Genomic DNA, 23,101 nt, shown 5'->3' with positions numbered 1-23,101 from the left:
TTGACGGACATGAGATCGCGATCGTCAGCAGCCATGATCCGCGCGAACTGCCCTGGAAAGAGATGAATATCGATATCGTGCTTGAGTGTACCGGGCATTTCACGGAAGGCAGCCTTGCGGCACAGCATCTTGAAGCAGGGGCGAAAAAAGTGATCATTTCCGCGCCCGGCAAGAATGTGGACAAAACGATCGTACTCGGGGTCAACCACTCCGAATATGATCCTTCAACGCATCACATCCTATCTAATGCTTCATGTACGACCAATTCGCTCGCTCCGGCCATGAAAGTACTTGAAGAGAATTTCGGTGTTGAAAATGCCATGATCACCACGACACATGCCTATACATCGACGCAGACAACGGTGGACAAGCGTGCAAAGAAACGCAGAAGAGGGCGTGCCGCTGCCGTGAATATCATTCCTACCACGACAGGTGCAGCGATTGCTACAACGGAAGTGATCCCTGCACTCAAGGGCAAAATGGAAGCAATGGCATTGCGTGTACCTGTACCCGATGGGGCAGTGACCGAGATTGTGGCACTGCTGAACAAAGCGGTAACGGTTGAAGAGGTCAATAAGGCATACACTGCTGCAGCTACAGGAGAGATGAACGGTATCCTCGATATCACAATGGAAGAAGTCGTGTCATCTGATATGTTGGGTAACCTGCATTCGAGCATTATCGATGGGCTTTCAACAGCTGTCGTGGGTGAGCGTATGGTAAAAGTACTGGCATGGTACGATAATGAATACGGCTACTCTCAGCGTTTGTTGGAACTTGCTGACTTTGTTGCCGAAAAAATGAACGCATAAGGAGCATAAGATGAAAATGACACTTCCGGCAGATGTGCCTGCCAACAAAGAAAAGGCGTACATAGAAAATTTTGAAAAGACCACCGGTGGTAGCGGTCGGCTTATGCTTTTTGCCGGAGACCAGAAGGTAGAGCATCTCAACAACGACTTTTACGGAGAGGGTATTCCACTTGAGGACAATGACCCTGAACACCTCTTCAAGATCGCTTCAAAAGCAAACATCGGTGTGTTTGCTACACAGTTCGGACTCATTACCCGCTATGGACGCGACTACCCCAACATTCCCTACCTGGTGAAACTCAATGCCAAGACCAATCTCATTCCATACAGTGCAAAAGATCCGTATTCACAGCAATGGCTCGAAGTTGAAGATGTGGTACGTTTCCAGAAAAGCAGCGGTCTGGACATTCGCGGGGTAGGCTACACGCTTTATCTTGGCAGCGAGCATGAACATGCCATGCTGCGTGAAGCGGCACGCATCGTACATGAGGCGCATTTGAACGGTTGGATCGCTGTACTGTGGATCTACCCCAAAGGCAATTACGTCAAAGACCAGCACGACAGGCATCTCATCGCCGGTGCGGCTGGTGTGGGCGTGGCGCTCGGAGCGGATTTTGCCAAGCTCAAAGTACCTTATATAGACGGAAAACTCGATACGGAAGGACTCACCGAGGTTACGACCGCCGCGGGGAGAACCGGTGTACTTTGCGAAGGTGGAGACAAAACGTCTCCTGAAGCCTTTCTGCTGGAACTGCATGAGCAGCTCCACCATGGGAACAGTCGTGGGAATGGCACGGGGCGTAATATTCACCAGCGTCCTCTCAATGAAGCTATCCGTATGGCAAATGCTATTTATGCGGTAACGGTCAGGAATACTTCTGTGGAAGAGGCATTACAAATATTGGAAGATGAAAGGATAAGTCATGAAAAAATATGATCTCGTAGTGATCGGTGCAGGACCCGGAGGTACACCTGCAGCCATGACGGCGGCACAGTTCGGCAAGAGTGTTCTACTGGTAGACAAGAGGGATGCCCCAGGCGGGGAATGCCTCTTCGAAGGATGCATTCCCTCCAAGGTACTGGAGAATGCCGCCAACCGTTTTGCTATCCTTAAAGAGATGGAATCCTTCCACATAGATGTCGAAGGCAAGGAGCAGATACACTGGGAAGCTGTACTTGAAGATAAAAAACAAATACTCCGGCGCAGATCGATGGGAGCGATGAAGCAGATGGAAAGGTTCCCCAATCTTGAGTTCAAACAGGGAACAGCGCGTTTTATAGATGTACATACTGTTGTTGTGGATGGAGAGCAGATTGCATTTGAATATGCGATCATTGCGACAGGTGCAATGGCTTTCATTCCTCCGTTTGAAGGGGAAGGTGCCCAAAATGCCTGGAGTAACGCAGATGTTTTTAAAAAAACAGAACTTCCCTACGAGATCACATTTGTCGGTGCTGGTGCCATCAGCTGTGAACTGGTGCAAATGTTCAATAAACTCGGTACGAAGTGTCATATACTTGAGCGCGGAGCGCGGATACTGAAGCATATTGATGAAGAAAGCGCTTTAATAGTACAGGAAAAAATGATACGTGATGGTATTGATGTGGAGCTGAATGTCACTTTCGGAAAGATAGAAGGTGAAGAAGGGTCTTTCACGGTTCATTATACGCAGAAGGATGAAGCAAAACAGCTTGAAACACCCCATCTGCTTATCGCCACTGGACGAGCCGCTAATGTAGAAGGTCTTGGACTTGAAGAGATTGGTGTAGAATTTGACCGTCACGGCATCCATGTTGATGAGACGCTACAAACCACCCAGACAAATATCTATGCTGTTGGGGATTGTACCGTTGGACCAAAGTTTGCACATTGGGCAAGTTATGAAGCAGGAATAGCTATTCATAATATCTTTGCCCCGATGAAACACAAAACTGACAGTTCCAAACTGAGTTGGGTACTCTTTTCAGATCCTCAGATCGCTTCGGTAGGTTTGAGTGAAGAAGAGGCAAAAAAGAAAGGACTGGAAGTCTTTGTAGCACGTTATGACTATGCCACAGATGCTAGAGCGCAGATAGACAAAGCAGAAGAAGGAATGCTCAAATTCGTTATAGAAAAAGAGAGTGGGATCATACGCGGTATACAGATAGCCAGCGAAGATGCTTCCTCTCTCAGTGGAGAAGCATCTCTTATTGTCGCGAATGAACTTAAAGCGATGGATGTGATGAAAACCATTCATCCTCATCCAACACTGACAGAATCATTTGGAAAACTGGCACAGCAGATATTTTTTAAAAATATGATGCAGAAAAGAAGATAGAATAATAAAACAGATAAAAAGGATAAAAAATGGCAACAGTAATTTCTTATGGAGCAGCAGAGGTCGTCACCGGTTCATGTCATCTGCTGGAACTTGACAGCGGTACACGTATTCTTGTAGATTGTGGTATGTTTCAGGGGCGGGAAGAAGATCGTAATTTTGGTCCGTTCGACTTCGATGCAGACAGTATAGACTATCTATTGGTCACTCATGCCCATCTTGATCATGTGGGTAGGATTCCAAAACTGGTAAAAGAGGGATTTCATGGGACTATTGTTGCTACAGATGCAACCTTCGCTTTGGCAGAGGTAGTATTGCTTGACAGTGCGAAGATCATGAAAGAGGATTATTTGACTTATTATAAAAAGGCTCAGAGAAGAGGGACAGAAGGGAAAGTACCTCAACCTCTTTATGAAGAAAAAGATGTAGATGCAGCACTATCACTTCCAAAAATCATTCCTGAGTATGAGAAAGCGTTTGCGCTGTGTGATGGAGTAACGGTTACCTATCGAAATGCCGGGCATATTCTTGGTTCTGCATTTATTGAGATCGTTTACACAGAAGGTGGAGAAAAACGCAAGATTGTTTTCTCTGGAGATATCGGTAATGACAATGATATGGTCATTCCAAATTTGGTGTCGTGTGAAAATGCTGATTTCCTCTATGTAGAATCTACCTATGGAGATCGTAATCACAAGGGTGCAGTAGAGAGTGAAGAAGAATTTCGTTCTATCATTACCGATACCTTGAAAAACTGGGGAAATGTCCTCATTCCTTCTTTTGCTATAGAACGGACACAAGAGATCCTCTGTATTCTAAAAGAGATGCATGACAAAGGGGAATTGCCTGAATGTAAAATATTTCTTGACAGTCCTATGGCAACTAGAGCAACGACAATCTATAAAGAGTATGCGGAAAAACTTTTAAGTACAGAGTGTCAGAAGATCAAAAAACGCGATGGTACAGTGTTTGATTTCGATGGACTGATCTATACACTTACTGTGGATGAATCCAAAGCCATTAACAATGTCAATGAACGTGCGATCATTATTGCAGGAAGCGGTATGTGCAGTGGTGGCAGGATATTGCATCATTTTAAAAACCGTCTATGGAATCCTAAAAATACAGTGCTCTTTGTTGGTTATCAGGCTGTGGGTACATTGGGTAGGCGCATTGTGGATGGTGCCAAATGGATCAAGCTTTATCATGAAGACATACGCATTAAAGCAAGTATGCATACGATTAATGGTTTTTCTGCCCATGCAGATCAGACCGGTATACTTCACTGGGTTAAAGAGATTAAGGATTTACAGCGTATTTTTCTTATTCACGGAGAAGAGGAGAAACAGGAAGTACTTAAAGAAGTTATGGGTGAAAGATTGCACGAAAAAGTACATATTGTTGAACCGGAAGAAGTAATTTATCTTTCTTAATATTTATAAATATATTTTTAGGAGATTAGGTAATGATTTCGTATCTTATAACGCATTTTTCATATAAGATTCTCTTTTTCTGGAGTATTCTTGAAGGAGAGATTGGACTCACCCTTTCAGGTTATATGGTAGAACAGGGAAAGTTTGATTTACTCACTGTACTGCTCATTGCTGTCAGTGGTGCGTTGATAGGTGATATGACAATCTTTTTTATAGGTCGTTTTTTCAAACCAAAAACTGAAATGTTGCTAAAAAGATATAATAAAAAATTAGAACGGATAGAGAGATGGTTTCTTCGCTTTGGAAGTTGGATAATCGTCTTTGAACGTTTTATTTATGGTACGCATATTCCTGCACTTTTAATGTTGGGAGTATCAGGTTTTAAATTTTGGAAGTTTTTATTACTGGAAATTTTCGGTGTGATTCTTTGGGTAATTACTTTTATAACTTTAGGTTATTTTTTTGGTCAGGCGGTCATAGACATATTATCTTTGGTGCAGCGTCATCTTAGCATTGCTCTTTTGGTGATTTTATTTTTCTATGGATTTTATCTACTGCAAAAAGAGGAGGAAGTATGATTTATGCAACATTGATACTGTTACGACATGGACAGAGTGTCTATAATAAAGAAGATCTTTTTACAGGATGGACAGATGTCGAACTGAGTGAACAGGGTAGGCAGGAAGCGAAAAAAGTAGCTTTTGAACTAAAAAAGCTAAAGCACTATCCTGATATTTGTTATACCTCTTGGCTTAAGCGTGCGATCCATACCGGGCAGATCGTTCTTGCAGAGATGGGATGGGAGCATATAGACTGTCTCAAGAGCTGGAAACTCAACGAACGCCATTACGGTGCCTGGCAGCAGCGTAACAAAAAAGACGTAAAGCAGGAAGTAGGTGATGAAGCATTTTTGCAGATTCGAAGGGGGTATTATACATCCCCACCTTCTCTTGATGATAATGATCCTCGTGCTGCAAAGTTTGACCAGAAATATAAAGAAATTCCACCGGTAATTCTGCCAAAGAGTGAATCGCTGGAAGATACGCGCAGAAGAGTGGCAAGTTACTATTGTGAGGTACTGCTTCCGGAGCTTGAAAAAGGAAAGACCGTACTTGTCAGTGCACATGGCAATTCACTGCGTGCCTTGGTAATGGAGATCGAGAAACTTGATGCTAAGACAATCATTAAAGTTGAAATCCCGACAGGGGTTCCTATAATCTACAAGTATGACAAAACATTAAATATCATTGAAAAAAGGAAATGAGGATGTTAAACAGTCAAAAAAAGATATTGGAAGCGGATATGCAGGGGCTGACAAGTGAAGAGGCCAAGGAGCGTCTCAAAAAATTTGGTCCCAATGCAATTGAAGAAAAGGAGGAGAGCTGGTTTCATCGACTTTTTAAACGTTTTTGGGGACCTATCCCCTGGATGATCGAAGTGGCAGCCATACTTTCTGCTATGGCACAGCGCTGGGAAGATTTTACGATCATTATGGTGCTTCTATTTGTCAATGCCATTGTTGATTTTTATCAGGAATCCAAAGCACTTAATGCTATTTCTGTACTCAAAAAGAAGCTGGCACGTAAAGCTATCGTGCTACGTGACAGAAAATGGCAAGAGATCGATGCAAAAGAGCTTGTTCCCGATGATATTGTTAAAGTTAAAATCGGAGATATTGTTCCTGCAGATGTAAGTTTGCTCAGTGGTGGGGATTTTTTACTGGTAGATCAGTCAGCTCTTACCGGTGAATCACTTCCTGTACATAAGAAGATTGGAGATGATCTCTATGCCAATGCTATTATCAAACAGGGAGAGATGATAGCAAAAGTCACTGCAACAGCTAAAAATACCTACTTCGGAAAGACAGTAGGTTTGGTTGCAAAAGCGGAGCATGAAGAGGTAAGCCATTTTCAAAAAATGGTTATTAAGGTTGGTAATTTTTTAATTCTTTTGACACTCTTTATGATTGCAATCATTGTGTATCATGGTATAAAAACGGATCAGCCAACCATTGAACTTCTGATCTTTGCATTGGTTTTGACCATTTCAGCTATTCCTGTGGCGATGCCGGCAGTACTTACTGTGACGATGGCTATCGGGGCACAGGTACTGGCAGCGAAACAGGCAATCGTCAGCCGTCTTGCCGCTATTGAAGAAGTTGCGGGCATGGATGTACTATGTTCGGATAAAACAGGTACGCTTACACAAAATAAGATGAGTTTGGCAGATCCTTACCTTGCAAATAACTATACTTCTGAGGAACTGATGGTTTATGCAGCACTTGCCAGCAAAGAAGAGAATAACGATCCTATTGAAAAACCTATTTTTGATTATATTCATCAACATAAACTGGAAGAGAAAGTAACAAAAAACAGTCTTAAAAATTTTCTTCCTTTCGATCCGGTACATAAAAGAACTGAAGGTATTTATGAGGGAGACAACTGTGAACTGATTTATACCAAAGGTGCACCACAGGTAATCATCGAACAGAGTGACGATAAGGAATTTGACAAAGAGAAAGCCTATAATCAGGTAGAAAATTTTGCATCCAAAGGATTTAGAACACTAGGCGTTGCCTTTCGAAAATGTGAAGAAGACAGCTATCATTTTGTTGGTCTTATTCCTCTGTTTGATCCTCCTCGTGAAGATTCGACAGAAGCGATCAGTGAAGCACAGGAGAAAGGTGTATCGATCAAAATGGTTACAGGTGACAATATCGCTGTGGCTAAATATATTGCATCTATGTTAAAAATCGGTGAGAAAATAGAAGATATTCATACACTCAAAGGTGAGTCTGTCGAAGAGTATCTTTATCTTTCCCAGATCCTTTCTCGTGCTATTGCAGAGTCTATGCATCCGAATGCACCCAAAAAGGAAATTGACAATACGGTTAAAAAAATTGTTCAAAAAGTTCAAAAAGAACTTTATAATATGCCTGTACCAAAAGGAAGTGTTAAAAAGCATGAATCCGAGATTATTGCACTGATTGAAGATGCAGACGGTTTTGCACAGGTTTTCCCTGAAGATAAATATTTTATTGTGGATGAATTACAAAAGGCTAATCATATTGTCGGTATGACAGGTGACGGAGTCAATGATGCCCCTGCATTGAAAAAAGCGGACTGCGGAATCGCTGTCAGCGGTGCAACGGATGCAGCACGGGCAGCAGCAGACATTGTACTTATGGCACCTGGTCTTACTGTTATTGTTGATGCGATCAAAGAGGCAAGACAGATCTTTGAACGTATGAAAAGTTATACGATCTTCCGTATAGCAGAGACGATCCGTGTTATTATTTTCATGACATTGGCTATTGTTATTTATGATTTTTACCCTATTACAGCACTGATGATCATCATTTTGGCACTCTTGAACGATATCCCTATTATGACGATTGCTTATGATCATACAAAACTGCGTGAGGCACCTGTACGATGGGATATGAAAGAAGTCTTTATTTTAGCCTCATGGCTTGGTCTGGCAGGTGTTCTCTCCTCATTTACACTTTTCTGGATACTGATCTCTCTTATGCATCTCCCTCTTGATTTTGTACAGTCCGCGTTCTTTGCCAAACTTGTCATTGCCGGACACGGAACGATTTACAATACCCGTATAGACGACTGGTTTTGGAAGCGACCATGGCCGTCGTGGACACTCTTTAATGCCACGTTCTTCAGCCGTGTAGCTGGAACGATAATCGCGGTTTACGGCTTTGGTCTGATGGAGCCGATCGGTTGGGAATGGGCAATCTGGATGTGGACCTATGCTCTGATCTGGTTCGTATTCAATGATGCAGTAAAAATGGGTGTATTACATTATTACAGAAGGAAATATCATGAAGATATCATCTAAAAAAGAGAATATGGAAAGACGGAAAGCTTTAAAGCTCATGGGTATGGGCAGTGCTGCACTGCTGGTAAGTGGAGGTACAACTCTTTCTGCCGAGACGAAACTCTCAACATTCGCAAGTAAAAAAGAAGCAAAGATCGTTATTGTCGGCGGAGGTACAGCCGGGATGACCGTAGCAGCGCGACTGAGACGATCGGCACCAAATGCGAAGATCACTCTGATTGCTCCTAATGAAACGCATCTCTATCAGAGTGGGCAAGTTTATGTTGCTGCCGGACTCTACAGTGAATTTGACAATAAATGCTCCACAAGCAAGTTACTTCCGAACAATGTCAAATGGCTGCAAGATACTGTAACAGGATTCGATCCAGATAGGAATCAGGTACATACAAAAAAATATAACGCAATTCCCTATGATTATCTTGTTGTGGCACTTGGTTGTGAATATGATTATACTGCAGTTGAAGGGTTAACAGTGGATGATATAGGAAAACACGGGATAACCAGTGTACACCTTAATAATCTTGAAAAAGGGACTTCAACAGGTGCCATTGCATCTCGGATGTGGATGAAAGCCATACGCCGCAAAGCAGCTAAATTAGAAGTAAATGTGCTGTTTGTCGATCCAGAAACAGCTGTTAAGGGGGAGGGTGCTTCTCTTTCCATGTTGTTTTTGACTAATGATATGCTCAAAGGTAACGGTTTGAAGAGAAAAGGTAAAGATCTGCACAGTAAAGTGAAATTTACATTAACAAAAGCAGATAAAGTGCTCTTCCCCTCTGAAAAGATAAATACAGTATTAAAAAGAACATTGAAAAACACTGACAATATTTCTGTCTCTTACGAGTATGTTCTAAAACGTATCGATAAAGAGAAAAAAGTGGCGATCTATAGCAATGGGAATAAAGAGGTGAATGTAAGCTATGATTATTTGCATATAACACCGGCAATGCAAGCACCTCAAGTTGTACGTGATTCTACATTGAGTGTGAAAGAAGGACACCATAAAGGCTGGCTGGAAGTTGATGAAAAAACATTGTGCCATCCCAAATACAGAAATGTTTTCGGGTTGGGTGATGTAGTGGGGCTTTCTTCAGGCAAGAGTGGCGGAGCCATCAGAGAACAGGCAATCGTCCTTCAGGACAATATCGCCAGTATCATGGAGGGGAAAGAACCACCTATGAGATATACCGGTTATTCCGTCTCACCAATCAAGACACGTTACGGAAGGATACTGCTTGCTGAATATACACCCAAAGATCTTGCCCCAATGTTCCCTCTTGATCCGACCAAAGCAAGATGGATATGGTGGGAGATAGATCTGCATCTGATGCGGTCAGCCTATTTTGAGCTGATGATGAGAGGAATGATGTAATGAAAAAAGAGGTATATAAAAAAGAACTATACAATTTACAGGTAGAACTGGTCAAGTTCCAAAAACATGTGATCGAAGAAAATGTAGCTGTATGTATAATACTTGAAGGGCGTGATACAGCCGGGAAAGACGGGACGATCAAGCGTTTTACCGAACACCTGAGTCCTCGTGAAGTACGTACTGTTGCTCTGGGTGTACCCAGTGACAAAGAAAAGAGATCCTGGTATTTCCAACGTTATGTACCAAATCTTCCCAGCGCAGGAGAGATTGTTTTTTTTAATAGAAGTTGGTATAACCGTGCCGGTGTGGAAAAAGTCATGGGATTTTGTACTAAAAAACAGTATAAAGACTTTATTGAAGAAGTAGGCAGCTTTGAGCAGATGCTAACACATTCGAAGATATGTTTTCTCAAATACTATCTTGATATTTCCAAAAAAGAACAGAAAAAACGCTTGGAAGCACGTAAAATAGATCCGCTTAAACAATGGAAACTCAGCCCTATTGATGCCAAAGCACAAAAAAAGTGGGATGCTTATTCCCAGGCAAGAGATGAGATGTTCAATCAAACCTCTTTTGTCTATGCCCCATGGTATATTGTGCATACCGATGACAAAAAAGAAGCACGTATCAATATAATGAAACATTTTTTAAGTCTGAATGACTATCCTGAGAAAGATAAATCACTGCTGCTCCATGACCATGATGTTATCTGTAAGTTTGACCCACTGTGTTACGAAAAAGGGATGATAGCACCATGAGCCTGACACCTGATCTTATTCATCTGACTATTACGGCTGTTTTCAGTTTTTTGGTGGGTATGGAGCTAAAGACTTATCGTGATCAGTACCACACCAAAGAGGAAAATCTCTATTTCGGTACGGCACGTACTTACACGTTCATAGGGATATTGGGGTATATTTTTTATAAAATGGATACAGTGCATTTGAGTCTCTATATCATTGTTCTAGTCATGCTTTCATTACTTTTTTTGAGCTTGTATATTAAGAAAATACAGAAAGGAAAATCAAGTATTCTGCCTTATGTGGTAATGCTTGCCGTTTATGCCTTTGGTCCAATAACTGAGCTTTTTCCTCTTTGGATGCCATCTCTGCTTTTAGTATTGATCATTTTTCTTTTAAATGCGAAGCAGCCTTTGCAGAGATTCAGTAATGATATCAATATGCATGAGTTTGAGACTTTGGGCAAAATGCTACTGCTTTCTGTGGTAATTCTTCCTCTGCTGCCAAACACCCATATCATTCCTTATCTACCAATTTCTCCTTTTAAGATATGGCTGGCAGTTGTGGTGATCTCCGGTATCAGTTATGGCGGATATTTGATACAGAAATACTTTTTCCCTTCCAAAGGATATTTTCTTACCGGTATATTTGGTGGAACATACTCTTCTACCGCGACTACCGTCGTCTTGGCACGTAAAGCAAAATCAGCTGGAAACAGCTCTGTAATAGATGCAGCCATCATCGCTGCTACTTCTATGATGTACGTGAGATTGATAGTTGTGGCAATAGTATTCAACTTTGCTGTTGCCAAATCACTTATGATGCCATTTCTTTCATTGGCTTTGGTAGGTATGGTTGCTGCATTTGTTTTTATGAAACAAGGAGATCAAAAAACAGAAAATACTGATTTTGTTGATAAAAACCCATTGGAACTGGGAACGGCATTTTTATTTGCCGGGCTTTTTGTATTGATGATGGCAGTGACACATTTTGTGATAGGACATTATGGGGATAATGGATTACATATCCTTTCTTTTTTCGTTGGTTTTACAGATATTGATCCATTTATTCTTTCTCTGCTTACAGGGAAATATACTGTAGTACAGCATGAACTTGTTGCTGCCATTATGATCGCAGCGGGTAGTAACAATCTGCTTAAAGCTGTATATGCTCTGTGGTTTGGAGGATGGAAAGGTGGCGGCCGTTCAGCATTATGGGTTGCGTTACTGGGTATTATCACTATAATATGGGCATTTTGGGGAGATATAGGTTTTATTTTTAATATATAAAAGTTTATTAGCGTACTAATGGCAAAGGAGTCACTATTTATGGGTACATTTCATAGCAAAGTAAGAGAAGAAATTGCTAAAAACAGAGAACGTATAAAAAAACTTGGACCGGGACTTATTACCGGAGGTGCAGGAGATGATCCTGCCGGTATTGTTACTTACACCGTGGTAGGTGCAACGACCGGTTTTTCACAATTATGGCTTTTGCTTCTTTCCACACCGATGATGATTGCTATACAGAATATGGTTGCTCGTATTGCAATCGTGACAGGGAAAAGTTTACCGGAGATAACAACGGCATTTTATTCAAAAAAACTGACTGTTCTAATGATCATAATACTGGCTTTGGCAAATATATTAACTATTGGTGCAGATCTTAACGCTATTGCAGTCATTTTTCATACTATCTCTGGTTATCCTACTGTCTACTTCCTCATTCCTATTACAGCAATTATCGCCTATCTGATCACTTTTGGACAGTATAAAAAGATCAAAACGATTTTTATTGGTATGACAGCAGTCCTTATTGTCTATATTATTGCAGCAATTCTTGCCAAGCCACCGGTACTTACATTATTAAAACACACACTGATACCGCATATAGAAATGAACAGTGTATGGATCATTGCAGCACTTGGTATGCTGGGAACGACTATCTCTCCCTATCTGATGTTTTGGCAGGCAGCAGAAGAAAAAGAGGAAAAAAAGAGTATTGTTCAGGCAGATGAAGTCAGTTTTGATACCATTGCGGGTATGGTCTATTCCAATCTACTTGCCTACGCCATGATTGTTACAGGTGCAGTAATGCTTTATGGTACCCATAGTAATATAGAAGATGTAACGACATTGACACAGGCACTTCGTCCTGCAGCCGGGAACTATGCTTTTGCTCTTTTTTCATTGGGGATTGTTGTTGCCGGTTTTTTGGCTATTCCTGTATTGGCAGGATCAACCGCATATGCAGTAGCCGATACTTTTGGATGGCGAGAGGGAATGGATTACAAAGTCAGTGATGCCAAAGGCTTTTATATTGTTTTTATCGGTGCATTGATCTTTGGAGATCTTATCGATCTTTTTCCTTCCATTACCGTGGTGGATGCACTGTATTATTCACAGGTGCTCAATGGTGTCCTGATTCCTGTACTTATAGGTATTGCCCTGATAATTGCCAACAACAAATCAATCATGGGTGAATATGTTGCCACAGGCTTTCAAAATACTTTTTCATTTCTTGCCATGATAATTACTTTTGCACTCACTATTGTGATGTTTTGGCAATGGATAGGATAGGAGGAACAGATGTCTTATGAGTCGGTTATACTGATACTTTTTGTTATTGCCTCTGTAGTTGCAGTCATAACAAGATATATCAATCTTCCCTATACCATCGCATTGGTAGCCGTGGGGCTGGTATTGGGAACATTGCATCTTTTGCATCCTCCGTCTCTGACACAGGAACTGCTTTATACCGTTTTTTTGCCACCACTTATTTTTGAAGCTGCGATCCATCTTCGTGCATCGGAACTTTGGCGTGATGGTCTACCCATCGCTACACTGGTTATTCCGGGTGTGGTTGCCTCAACACTGCTTACTGCTGCCGTTATGGTACCAGTTAGCATCCATTTTGCCCAGATTGATGCGATCACCTGGCCTGTTGCTATTCTTTTTGGTGCCGCAGTTGCCGCGACTGACCCGGTAGCGGTTGTTTCTATTTTCAACAAATTGGGTGCTCCCAGACGACTGAGACTACTCATAGAAAGTGAAAGTTTGCTCAATGATGGTACATCTATTGTTGTATTTATTCTTGCTATGCAGTATATTTTGGGACATTGGGGAACACCACAGGATGCTGCTGTTGATTTTTTCAGGATCGTAGGCTTTGGAATTCTTGTGGGTACCATAGTCGGACTTGCCACAGCTGCAGTAATGCTCCATGTCGATGATGCAATGATTGCTATTACCCTCACGACCATTGCCGCATACGGTTCATTTCTTGTTGCAGACAATCTTGGTGTTTCCGGGGTCATGAGTACCGTTGCAGCAGGATTGATCACCGGGGGAAAAGGTTTGTCTAAAACACTTTTCCCTTCCATACGGCTTGCAACAGAAACGTTTTGGGAATATATTGCTTTTGCAATGAACTCACTTATCTTTCTTCTCATGGGTTTTGCTGTAAACCTGACTATGCTGTGGGAACTTTTCCCCATTATTCTGATCGCATACGGTTCTGTTTTGGCTGCCCGTGTTTTTGTGGTAACGGGTACCTGGGTTATTTTCTATCCCACTAGGCATAAGTTTCCTTTTTCATGGACAGCAGTCATGACATGGGGTGGGCTGCGTGGGGCACTTTCAATGGTTCTGGCACTCAGTATCCCCGATTCGTTTGCCCTGAAAGAACTGATTGTGACACTTGTTTTTGGTGTGGTGCTTATCTCTATCTTCATACAGGGATTGTCAATGTCACCCTTGATGAAGATGCTGGGTATCCTTTCTCCTGTTTCCCAACTGAAGAGTTATGAACTTCTTAAAACAGAGATCACACTTTATCAGGATACGGTAGATACCATGGAGAAACTTCATAAACGGCATTATCTCAGTACACAGAGCCTTGAAGCATTGAGAAAAGAGTATCAGGATAAAATTGATACTCTTTCTGAAGAGCTTGATAAAACAGAGGCTGACAAAGAGACTCTGGTAAAAGAAGAGGTACTGAAAACTAAGCGTAGAATGATCATGGAAGAGACTAAGGCACTGCTTGAAATGTATCAAAGTGGAACCATCAGTCTTGAAGTCTACAAAACCATAAAAAATGAATTTGACACACAGCTCTTTGAGCTTGAAAATATAGGAGCATAAATAATGGTAGATCTTTTTCTGGAACAATTATTCTTTCTTGGATATACTACTATCAGCAGGAAAGAAAGAAGCAGTAATAAAAAAGTTGATAATGGATATGTTTATGCAGCCTAAATCTTTATTACTTATTTGCAAAACTCCCAAAAGCGGTATGCGCATGATCTCGATGGGAGTGATGGCTATACTGAAACGGGAGGTACAGGATGTTGCCTTTTTCAAACCATTGGTCATGACAAAGGAAGAGGATGCTGATATTCACTTTATTACCCAATATTTCAAACTTAAACAAGCACCTGAAACAGCTTATGGTATGACTATTGAAGAAGCTAAAATACTTATGGCAGAGAATAAGAGTCAGATTATTTATGAAAAAATTTTGGAACGTTACACACTTTTATTGCAGAGATATAATTTTGTTTTATGTCAGGGGTTACATACTATAAATGATACTATAATTGATACGACTTTCAATTTAAAGATTGCGGAAAATCTTCAAATACCGGTACTTGAGATTATCAATGGACAGCGTATTAAAACGTCTGAAGAAATTGATAGTATTTTGGATTATACAAAACATACGGCATCTACCCATAACATTACTTTACTGGGTGTTTTTTTCAACCGTGTTCCGATAAAGATGGTTCGCGTAGTGGAAGAAAAAAGTAATGATGGTTTTTGCCTGTATGTTTTACCTGAAATCCCTGAACTTGATCAACCAACAATGGCTGATATCGTTTCGCAAACCGGTGCCAAACTATTAACAAAAGAAAAGTTTATATTAGACAGAACTGTCAGACAGACTAAAGTTGCCGCTATGATGCTGGAACACTATTTAGATTATCTTGAAGAAGGGGATCTAATAATCGTGCCTGGAGATCGCAGTGACATACTAGTAGGTACCTTTTTAGCCAATCTCTCGCACAATTATCCCTCTCTGGCAGGTATACTTTTAACAGGAGATATCTTGCCTGCAAAAGCCATTGATACCTTACTTTCAGGTACAGATATACCTGTATTGCCAATGATAGCACTTCATACCGATACACAAAGTGCTGCTTTTAGAGTAGAAAATGTATCTGCAGAAATCACCCTCCAGAGTGAACGTAAAATTGCCTTGGCATTAGGTTTGTTCAATAAGCATATTGATGCCAAAATACTTAAAAACAGAATTTCTCTGGAAGCACCCAAAAGAATGACTCCAGTACGGTTTACCTATATGCTCTATGAGAAAGCAAGAGCTTCAAAATGTCGTATCTTACTGCCTGAAAGCACGGATGAAAGAATATTACGTGCGGCAGATAATGTTTTGCGTCAGGGTTTATGTGATATTACATTACTTGGAAATCCACAACATATCCACCGTGATAGTAGTCTTTTGGGACTTGACCTTTCTAAAGCAGAAGTGGTTGATCCAGAGTCATGGGATCATATGGAAGAATTTGTTACTACTTTTTATCAACTTCGTAAACATAAGGGTATCATCAAACAGGTAGCACGGGAGATGGTGAGCCGAGAAAATTATTTTGCAACGATGATGCTTTATTTGGGATATGTCGACGGGATTGTTTCGGGTGCCACACATACGACCAGAGAAACTATAAAGCCGGCATTTGAGATCATAAAAACCAAAAAAAATGTTGCATTGATCTCCAGTCTGTTCTTTATGTTGCTTGATGATCGTGTATTGGTGTATGCAGATTGCGCAGTCAATCCTGATCCTAATGCCCAGGAACTTGCACAGATTGCTGTTAATTCAGCTAAGACAGCTAAGACATTTGGTATTGAACCTAAAGTTGCTATGCTCTCTTACTCCAGTGGTGATTCCGGTGTAGGAGAAGATGTGGACAAGGTACGTCGGGCAACACATATTGCCCAGACATTGGCACCGGAGATTATGATAGAAGGTCCAATGCAGTATGATGCGGCTGTTGATCCTAAAGTAGCAGCCCAAAAGATGCCAAAAAGTAAAGTAGCAGGTCATGCAACGGTATTTATATTTCCAGATTTAAATACTGGAAATAATACTTACAAAGCTGTACAGAGAAGTGCAAATGCCATTGCGATCGGACCAATTTTACAAGGGCTTAAAAAACCGGTTAATGATCTAAGCCGTGGTGCAGAACTTGCGGATATCATACATACTATTGCTATTACTGCTATTCAGGCGGCTGGGGAAAAAGAGAAATCATGAAAATATTTGTCCTTAATTCCGGCAGTTCATCTATCAAGTACAAACTTTTTAATATGGATCAACATTTAGAAGTAGTCGCTTGGGGTGAGGTAGAGAAGATTGGAGAAGAAATAAGTTCCATTTCATTGAATAGCATAAAAGAAAAAATCATATGTTCAAATCATCATGAAGCTTTTAAACAGATAGCAAAACAGTTAAAAAAAACCGGTATTTTAAAAGATTTTACGTGTTTAAGTGCTATTGCCCACAGAGTTGTGCATGGTGGATCTGTATTTTCCAAACCAGTACTCATTGATGAAACAGTAACTGATGTGATACGTCGTATGATTCCTCTTGCACCTTTACACAATTCTGCCAATCTTGAAGGTATTACTGCGATGCAGCATCTTGCTCCAAATATAAAACAAATAGCCTTTTTCGATACAGCATTTCACCAGAGTATGCCGGCATCTTCTTCCCGTTATGCTCTACCGGAGTATTATTATGACACTATGCAGATCCGGCGTTATGGGTTTCATGGTATTTCTCATCACTATCTTGCCAAAGAGAGTGCACGGTTGCTTGGGAAACCTCTACAAATCTGTAATCTTATCACCTTGCATTTAGGCAATGGTGCAAGTGCAACTGCCATTCAAAACGGAAAAAGTCTGGAAACTTCTATGGGATTTACCCCTCTTGAAGGACTTGTTATGGGGACACGCAGTGGAGATATTGATCCGGGTATTTTACTTTATCTTCTCAATGAACATGATTATGATGCTAAAAAACTTGATCATATACTTAATTATCAAAGTGGTCTAAAAGGTTTGTGTGGTATCAATGACATGAGAGAGGTCATCCAAAAAATGCAATTAGGTGAGGAAAATGCAAAACTTGCATTTAATATTTTTTGCCAAAAGGTAAAACAGTATATTGGTGCATACATAGCACTTCTGGGTACTGTAGATGCAATTGTCTTTTCCGGTGGTATCGGAACAAATTCTCCCGAAGTAAGAGAAGCTGTCTGTTATAATATGGCAGCACTTGGCATTATTCTTGATAAAGAGGAAAATGAAAAAGGGGCTACTTTTATCGGTCATGAGGGAGAAGTTAAAATACTGAGAATAAAGACAGATGAAGAACGGGAGATGGCAAATCAGAGTTTGCAGTTTATTAAAGAATCAGATATTTAGAGTGTAAAATATACTAAGAGAACATTCTTTATATAAAATCCTTAAAGAAACTTGACACAAAGTGACTAAAGTTGTATAATATATGAAAATTTACTGTTAAAGGGAGTCATCATGAGTATATTAGAAAAGTTGACCAATCAAATGCAAAGTACCATCGAATCAGGGGTATCGCTTGCATTACATAATAAAAACCAGGAAGTAGAACCTGTTCACCTTATTTGGGCACTGCTTACAAACAGCAGTTCGATCCTGCATCAGGCACTCAATAAAATGAATGTGGACAAGGCAGCCATTGAGTTGGAAGCCAAAAGTATTGCCAACAAACTGCCTACCGTCTCAACGGTTACCAAAGAGAATATCAAACTCTCTCAAAATCTTGTGCGTTCATTGCAAAATGCCGAAGGTGTCATGACAGCCAACGGAGACCAGTATCTTGCTGTAGATGCCTGGCTGCTGGCAAATATTAATGAGAGTTTCATCAAAGATATTTTGGGTAAATATGTGGATATTTCTGAATTCAAAAAGACACTTGAATCTATACGCGGAGGAAAGCAGATAGACTCCCAGTCCGGAGATGAGACACTGGAAGCACTGGCTCAATACGGTATAGATCTGAACCAAAAAGCACTCGATGGTGAACTTGATCCTGTCATTGGCAGAGATGAGGAAGTGCAGCGTATGATGCAGATCCTTATCCGAAAAACAAAGAACAATCCTATTCTCATCGGTGAGCCGGGTACGGGTAAAACAGCTATTGTCGAGGGTCTTGCACAGCGTATTGTCAACAAAGAAGTACCTTTGAGTCTTCAAAATATGCGTGTGATCTCACTTGATATGAGCCGTCTTATCGCCGGGGCAAAGTACAGAGGTGAGTTTGAAGACAGACTCAAAGCGATCGTAGATGAAGTCAAAGAGGCCGCCAATGTGATTCTGTTCATCGATGAGATACATACCATTGTTGGGGCAGGGGCTAGTGAGGGGAGCATGGATGCGGCAAATATTCTCAAGCCTGCACTTGCTCGTGGAGAACTGCATACCATAGGGGCGACCACGCTCAAAGAGTACAGAAAGTATTTTGAAAAAGATGCAGCACTTCAGAGACGTTTCCAGCCTGTCAAAGTAGATGAACCCAGTATCAATGAAGCCTTACAGATCCTAAGAGGGATCAAAAGCAGACTTGAGGCACACCACAATGTTATTATTACCGATAGCGCACTGGTAGCTGCTGCAAAGCTTTCTGATCGCTATATTACAGACAGATTCCTTCCGGACAAGGCGATAGACCTTATAGATGAAGCTGCAGCAGAACTCAAAATGCAAATTGAGAGTGAACCGACAGATCTCTCCAAAGCAAAACGTGAAATAAGTACACTTCAGGTGGAAAAAGAAGCACTTAAAATGGAAGAGAATGAAAAAAATGCTGCTCGTCTTGAAGAGATAGAGAAAGAGTTGGCTGATCTTGAAGAGAAAAAGGTTTCATTGCAGAATCAATTTGACAACGAAAAAGAGGTCTTTAACCAAATTGCGGAAGTCAAGTCTGCTATTGAATCACTTAAAACACAGGCTGAGCAGGTCAAACGTGAAGGAGACTTCAACAAAGCCGCCGAGATCGAATATGGACAGATCCCTGCAGAACAGGAGAAGCTTAAGCAGCTGGAAGATAAGTGGACACAGATGATGTCTGAGGGTACACTGCTCAAAAACTCTGTAGATGAAGAGATGATCGCAAGCATCATAAGCCGCTGGACTGGTATTCCTGTCAACAAAATGCTTCAAAGCGAAAAAGACAAGATCCTGCATATAGAAGATGTGCTTAAAGAAGAGGTCGTAGGTCAGGAAGAAGCACTCAAAGCTGTGGCACGTTCTATTAAACGTAATAAAGCAGGGCTCAGTGATGTGAACCGACCTATTGGTAGCTTTATGTTCCTTGGACCGACCGGTGTGGGTAAAACACAGGTGGCAAAAACACTTGCCAAATTCCTGTTTGACTCAGAGAAGTCTCTTATTCGCATTGATATGAGTGAGTATATGGAAAAACATGCAGCCAGCAGACTGGTCGGTGCACCTCCGGGGTATGTGGGGTATGAAGAGGGTGGACAGCTCACCGAAGCCGTACGCCGTAAACCCTACTCAGTTGTACTTTTTGATGAGATAGAAAAGGCACACCCTGATGTCTTTAATACACTTTTACAGGTACTTGATGATGGACGTCTGACAGACAATAAGGGAGTCACGGTAGATTTTAAAAATACGATCATTATTATGACTTCAAACATTGCTTCAGACAAGATCATGGAGTTCAAAGATCCTGAAGACAGAAGAAAAGCGGTTAATGATGAACTAAAACTGCATTTTAAACCGGAGTTCCTCAATCGTTTGGATGATATAGTCATCTTTAATCCGCTTGATCTTGAAGCGATCACAAGTATTGTAGATATTCTCTTTAAGGGTATTCAGAAAAAATTGGCCGAGCGTGATATTAATATTACACTGACACCAGCTGCAAAAGCTTATATCGCTGAAGCAGGATTTGATCCGGTCTATGGTGCTCGTCCGTTAAAAAGAGCACTTTATGAAGTGGTAGAAGACAGACTTGCAGAGCTTATTCTTGAAGACAAAGTCGTTGAAGGATCGAATGTTGAATTTGATGTACAAAATGCTGAAATAGAGGTACATATCAGCTAACACTAACTACCCTTTCTTTTCTACAACTAAAAGGCGCTCGTTTAGGGGTGCCTTCTTCAATATACTTTTACCGGCAATAAGTTAAGATAACATATAAGCGAAAGGGAATTTGTAATGAAAATTATTTTACTTGCCGGAATGTGTTTGCTGTTTACTGCCTGTAGCCAAAAAACACCGGATGCTTTTGTTCAGGCAAAAGTGGCACCATCGGCATATCATGTATTGTGTGTAGGTGACAGGATGATAAAAGACGGTGTCTTGGTACGTGGAAGCTGTTGGGATTACATTGATGCGACCTTTAAAAAGGCAGGTGTGCCACAGAAAAAGAGACATACTGTTTTTAAAAGTAAAAAGAGAGGTCCCTACGCTAACATTAATTTTATCAGGTCTGGAGATTGGCTCTATTTTATTAATACCTCCTATCACAACAGTGAACACAGTGCTATTTTTGTAGATTGGATGGATAAGAAAAGAAAAATTGCCTGTATGTTAAGCTATCAGGGGGAGAATAAAAGAAAACCTGCCCGCTATAAGAACTATAACCTTTCCAAAGTTTATAATATTATGAGAGCAGGAAAATAGTTTATTGCTGTTTTTGTTTTAACAGAGCAACTTTCATTTCATAAAGTTTGACTTCTCTTTCTGTTAGTAGTAATTTATCTTTTGCAAGTGCAGATTCTACTTCTGCCAGTTTTAATGCCATATTTTTTCTATCTATTTTTGTACTGGAGAGAGATTTGACTTTCATTTCATTAAGTTTCTCTTCTCTTTGTACAAGTTGTATCTTTTTTTTACTAATATCTACCTCAAGATTTGCCAGTTTTATCTCCATAGTATGTATAGCATTCATATTGACTTTATCTGCCAAGGCGTAGGGAGTGAATGCTAGAGAGAAAATCGTACCAAGAAGCAGGGCTTTTGTATATAGTTTCATGTTAGTCTCCTTTATGTGATTTGACTAATATATTAATATTATATCATTTTTTAATATATTTTATTAATAATTTAAGTTTTATATATTTAATATTATACTTATTCTGTTAAATATAATTCCTCACAAAGAGTACACATTTATCCAATATAATAGAATTATGGGCATCTTATAAAAAACCCTAAAGTAATAAAGGATCAATGATGCAAAAGAAAAAAATGAAATATTTAGGTGTAGTAGCACTCTTGTCAGGTACTTTACTTTTTACAGGTTGTGTGCCTTATAACAACTACGGATATGGATATAACAATAGTTATTACGGGTACGGAAATCCTGTGATCTCCAGTGCAACAATCGGTATTTATGATTATCCCCGCTATTTAGACAGACCTTATTATTTTTACAATAACAGATACTATTACGGTGGAAATTATAGAAATGGATATTATTACTATCGTGGTCATAGATATAGACATGGACATTACTACCATCGTGGATACAGGTATCACCACAGACGACACAGGGAAAATGTAGATCTACTCAGAAGAAGTGATCATAGTCATAATTATCATAGAGATCGTTATGGTGATAGATACAGATATAAAAGAACAAGAGGGTATAACCATTCTTATAAAAGTCATAGAAATAGAAATATTGACCTGCTAAGAAGATAAGAATACAAAAAATAAATCTTAGATACCGACGGAGTTATAAGCGTCTCTTGATAGGTAGTCAAGAGACAGGAACTTTTTTAAAAAAGGAGGAAGAATGAAAAAGTTAATGTCGATACCTAAGATATACGCGAATTTTATCCAAATAAGATAAAATTAGTCTTAAATAGAAAATTTATAATTATATTTTTAAAAACTTGTCTTATTTTTTTAGCAGACTAACCAGTTCTCCATCTTGAAAATGTCCTCTGTAGCGGGCATTCCTTTCCACCCATGTGATTCCAAATACATCATTTTATTGCCAAAATATCCTACAATATACTTCTCTCTGTAGAGTGGGAAGGTGCCAGAATGGAACATTGCAAAGATATCGTCATAAGATTTGGCGACTTCATAGTATGAGAAATCAAAGCTATGCAGAGCGATGAGTGCAGCATGGAGCATCTCATTTTTGTGCATAGCAAGACTTACAACATAATATGCCGGATAAGCAACAGCAGGATTGTCCAATAACTCTGAGATATAGAGTTTTTCTTTCTTTTTGTTATACATAAGGGGATTATAGTAAAGAACATGGCTAAGTCTTAATAATATGTCAAATTGACATATTTTTATACAATACAGACTATGATGTTATAATTTAATCACGAACCTCGTTCCCATCCGTCCCCGGTGGGAATGCATACCAGAATATAGATTACCAAAATCTCTCAACCTCAATCAACCCTGATACTCCTTCATAATCCCTAGCAGAGCTGTATCGCCAATGACTAGCCTCA

General features: G+C 40.3%; 19 protein-coding genes. 17 read left to right on the top strand and 2 right to left on the bottom strand.

The genetic code is table 11. The features are described 5' to 3' along the window. Positions 1–14 precede the first annotated feature (14 nt). The 16 genes from MVE01_RS04745 to MVE01_RS04670 all read left to right on the top strand — a co-directional run bounded on the left by MVE01_RS04745 (position 15) and on the right by MVE01_RS04670 (position 21,302). Positions 15–812, top strand: a complete 798-nt coding sequence (locus MVE01_RS04745; RefSeq protein ID WP_472561022.1) for a type I glyceraldehyde-3-phosphate dehydrogenase — start codon at positions 15–17, stop codon at positions 810–812. 10 nt (positions 813–822) lie between these two features. After that, positions 823–1,749, top strand: coding sequence for an aldolase (locus MVE01_RS04740; RefSeq protein ID WP_472561021.1), 927 nt, complete (start codon positions 823–825; stop codon positions 1,747–1,749). After that, on the top strand, positions 1,736–3,130 hold the full coding sequence (locus tag MVE01_RS04735) for a dihydrolipoyl dehydrogenase family protein (RefSeq protein ID WP_472561020.1): 1,395 nt from the start codon (positions 1,736–1,738) through the stop codon (positions 3,128–3,130). The genes MVE01_RS04740 and MVE01_RS04735 overlap by 14 nt, the downstream gene beginning before the upstream one ends. Before the next feature lie 29 nt (positions 3,131–3,159). Next, positions 3,160–4,563: an MBL fold metallo-hydrolase RNA specificity domain-containing protein gene (locus MVE01_RS04730; protein WP_472561019.1), complete on the top strand. Its 1,404-nt coding sequence runs from the start codon at positions 3,160–3,162 to the stop codon at positions 4,561–4,563. 32 nt (positions 4,564–4,595) lie between these two features. Then, positions 4,596–5,141 carry a DedA family protein gene (locus tag MVE01_RS04725; protein ID WP_472561018.1) on the top strand — a complete coding sequence of 182 codons (546 nt, stop codon included), beginning with the start codon at positions 4,596–4,598 and terminating at the stop codon, positions 5,139–5,141. Continuing rightward, positions 5,138–5,827 (top strand): 2,3-bisphosphoglycerate-dependent phosphoglycerate mutase, encoded by a 690-nt coding sequence (locus MVE01_RS04720; RefSeq protein WP_472561017.1) that lies wholly within the window; start codon positions 5,138–5,140, stop codon positions 5,825–5,827. The genes MVE01_RS04725 and MVE01_RS04720 overlap by 4 nt, the downstream gene beginning before the upstream one ends. A 2-nt stretch (positions 5,828–5,829) precedes the next feature. Next, positions 5,830–8,415 (top strand): plasma-membrane proton-efflux P-type ATPase, encoded by a 2,586-nt coding sequence (locus MVE01_RS04715; RefSeq protein WP_472561016.1) that lies wholly within the window; start codon positions 5,830–5,832, stop codon positions 8,413–8,415. Then, complete coding sequence (locus tag MVE01_RS04710; protein WP_472561015.1) at positions 8,399–9,787, top strand: NAD(P)/FAD-dependent oxidoreductase; 1,389 nt, start codon at positions 8,399–8,401, stop codon at positions 9,785–9,787. The genes MVE01_RS04715 and MVE01_RS04710 overlap by 17 nt, the downstream gene beginning before the upstream one ends. After that, a complete protein-coding gene (gene ppk2 / locus MVE01_RS04705) occupies positions 9,787–10,545 on the top strand; it encodes a polyphosphate kinase 2 (protein ID WP_472561014.1) in 759 nt (252 codons plus the stop codon). Before MVE01_RS04710 ends, ppk2 begins: the two co-directional genes overlap by 1 nt. Beyond that, positions 10,542–11,816: an MgtC/SapB family protein gene (locus tag MVE01_RS04700; RefSeq protein WP_472561013.1), complete on the top strand. Its 1,275-nt coding sequence runs from the start codon at positions 10,542–10,544 to the stop codon at positions 11,814–11,816. Before ppk2 ends, MVE01_RS04700 begins: the two co-directional genes overlap by 4 nt. Before the next feature lie 39 nt (positions 11,817–11,855). Next, a complete protein-coding gene (locus tag MVE01_RS04695; protein WP_472561012.1) occupies positions 11,856–13,106 on the top strand; it encodes an Nramp family divalent metal transporter in 1,251 nt (416 codons plus the stop codon). Positions 13,107–13,115: 9 nt separating this feature from the next. Next, positions 13,116–14,672 carry a cation:proton antiporter gene (locus tag MVE01_RS04690; RefSeq protein ID WP_472561011.1) on the top strand — a complete coding sequence of 519 codons (1,557 nt, stop codon included), beginning with the start codon at positions 13,116–13,118 and terminating at the stop codon, positions 14,670–14,672. Positions 14,673–14,775: 103 nt separating this feature from the next. Beyond that, positions 14,776–16,863: a phosphate acetyltransferase gene (pta, locus tag MVE01_RS04685; RefSeq protein ID WP_472561010.1), complete on the top strand. Its 2,088-nt coding sequence runs from the start codon at positions 14,776–14,778 to the stop codon at positions 16,861–16,863. After that, positions 16,860–18,035, top strand: a complete 1,176-nt coding sequence (locus MVE01_RS04680; protein ID WP_472561009.1) for an acetate/propionate family kinase — start codon at positions 16,860–16,862, stop codon at positions 18,033–18,035. The genes pta and MVE01_RS04680 overlap by 4 nt, the downstream gene beginning before the upstream one ends. Before the next feature lie 111 nt (positions 18,036–18,146). After that, positions 18,147–20,720, top strand: coding sequence for an ATP-dependent Clp protease ATP-binding subunit (locus tag MVE01_RS04675; protein WP_472561008.1), 2,574 nt, complete (start codon positions 18,147–18,149; stop codon positions 20,718–20,720). 114 nt (positions 20,721–20,834) lie between these two features. Continuing rightward, entirely contained in the window at positions 20,835–21,302 is a 468-nt protein-coding gene (locus MVE01_RS04670; protein WP_472561007.1) for a hypothetical protein, read from the top strand. 1 nt (position 21,303) lies between these two features. On the opposite strand, the gene MVE01_RS04665 is transcribed toward MVE01_RS04670, so the two are convergent. Continuing rightward, positions 21,304–21,654: a hypothetical protein gene (locus tag MVE01_RS04665; protein WP_472561006.1), complete on the bottom strand. Its 351-nt coding sequence runs from the start codon at positions 21,652–21,654 to the stop codon at positions 21,304–21,306. 200 nt (positions 21,655–21,854) lie between these two features. On the opposite strand from MVE01_RS04665, the gene MVE01_RS04660 reads away from it, so the two are divergent. After that, the gene (locus tag MVE01_RS04660) at positions 21,855–22,325 is read left to right on the top strand and encodes a hypothetical protein (RefSeq protein ID WP_472561005.1); all 471 of its coding nucleotides are present in this window, start codon (positions 21,855–21,857) and stop codon (positions 22,323–22,325) included. A gap of 207 nt (positions 22,326–22,532) precedes the next feature. Here the strand turns inward: MVE01_RS04660 and MVE01_RS04655 are convergent, their stop codons facing one another. Then, positions 22,533–22,874, bottom strand: a complete 342-nt coding sequence (locus MVE01_RS04655; protein ID WP_472561004.1) for a hypothetical protein — start codon at positions 22,872–22,874, stop codon at positions 22,533–22,535. Positions 22,875–23,101 lie beyond the last annotated feature (227 nt).

The organism is Sulfurovum sp. (assembly GCA_026990595.1).
Classification (GTDB): Bacteria; Campylobacterota; Campylobacteria; order Campylobacterales; family Sulfurovaceae; genus Sulfurovum.
The sequence above is the reverse complement of the archived record's forward strand: the minus strand, read 5'-3'. Positions and strand labels throughout refer to the sequence as shown.